At 59.3% G+C, this 762-nt stretch carries 1 pseudogene; it reads right to left on the reverse strand.

From position 1 onward, the window contains the following. Window positions 1-292 precede the first annotated feature (292 nt). Window positions 293-757, reverse strand: a pseudogene (locus PH547_RS33765) (IS110 family transposase); the annotation flags it as partial. Between the last annotated feature and the right edge of the window lie 5 nt (window positions 758-762).

Genomic DNA, 762 nt, shown 5'->3' on the forward strand with positions numbered 1-762 from the left:
CAGGAGATGCTCCCAGCTGGGTGCCGTGAACCAGGGACGAAACGACGACAGCCACTGGCGAAGGATTTGCGGAACAGGATCACCCGACCCGACGCAGTTCTCATTATGATCGGTCATCCACCGGTTCGAATCCGGTCACGCGAAACAGGCAAGTCAGAGAGACTGCGGCGAATTGATTCACCCCGCTCAAATTGCCTCAAAATGAGAGTGCCGCGCGCGCCACGCTGCCAGTACGCGGAAGATCAGCGCCGCCGCAACAAACCCGAAATTCCAAAGAGATTTTGTACAAAGTCAAGCTGAGGCCGAAACCGCGCAGAATGCCCCGGAGGCTCATCTCGATGTCGTGAAGTTTTCCCTGGATGAGCTTGCGTGCGGTCAGCAGCGCTCGCACCTCCTGGGCCGGAAGAGATTTGCAGTGGACCGGCCTGAACCAGCCAAGCCGCATTAACTGCGCAATACCCCGTGCGTCCTTCTTGTCGGTCTTCACGGGCATCGTCTTGAAGGCCGCCCGCACGTGGCGCGTCTCGATCAGTTCGACCGCCAGATCCGCCTTCGCCATTTCCGCGTAAAGCCATTGCGACAAGGGGCCAGCCTCAAGACCAATTCGTTCCATCGCCGCGCCCTGCTCGCCAAACCAGGCGATCAGCGCATCGGGTTCACTGTGGACCTTTGCCTCGCGCACGATGCGGCCATCCGCATCCACCACGCACACACTCGAGTATTCCAACGAGACATCGATTCCGGCATACTGCTTCATGGTCG

The organism is Rhizobium cerradonense (genome assembly GCF_030182455.1).
GTDB lineage: Bacteria > Pseudomonadota > Alphaproteobacteria > Rhizobiales > Rhizobiaceae > Rhizobium.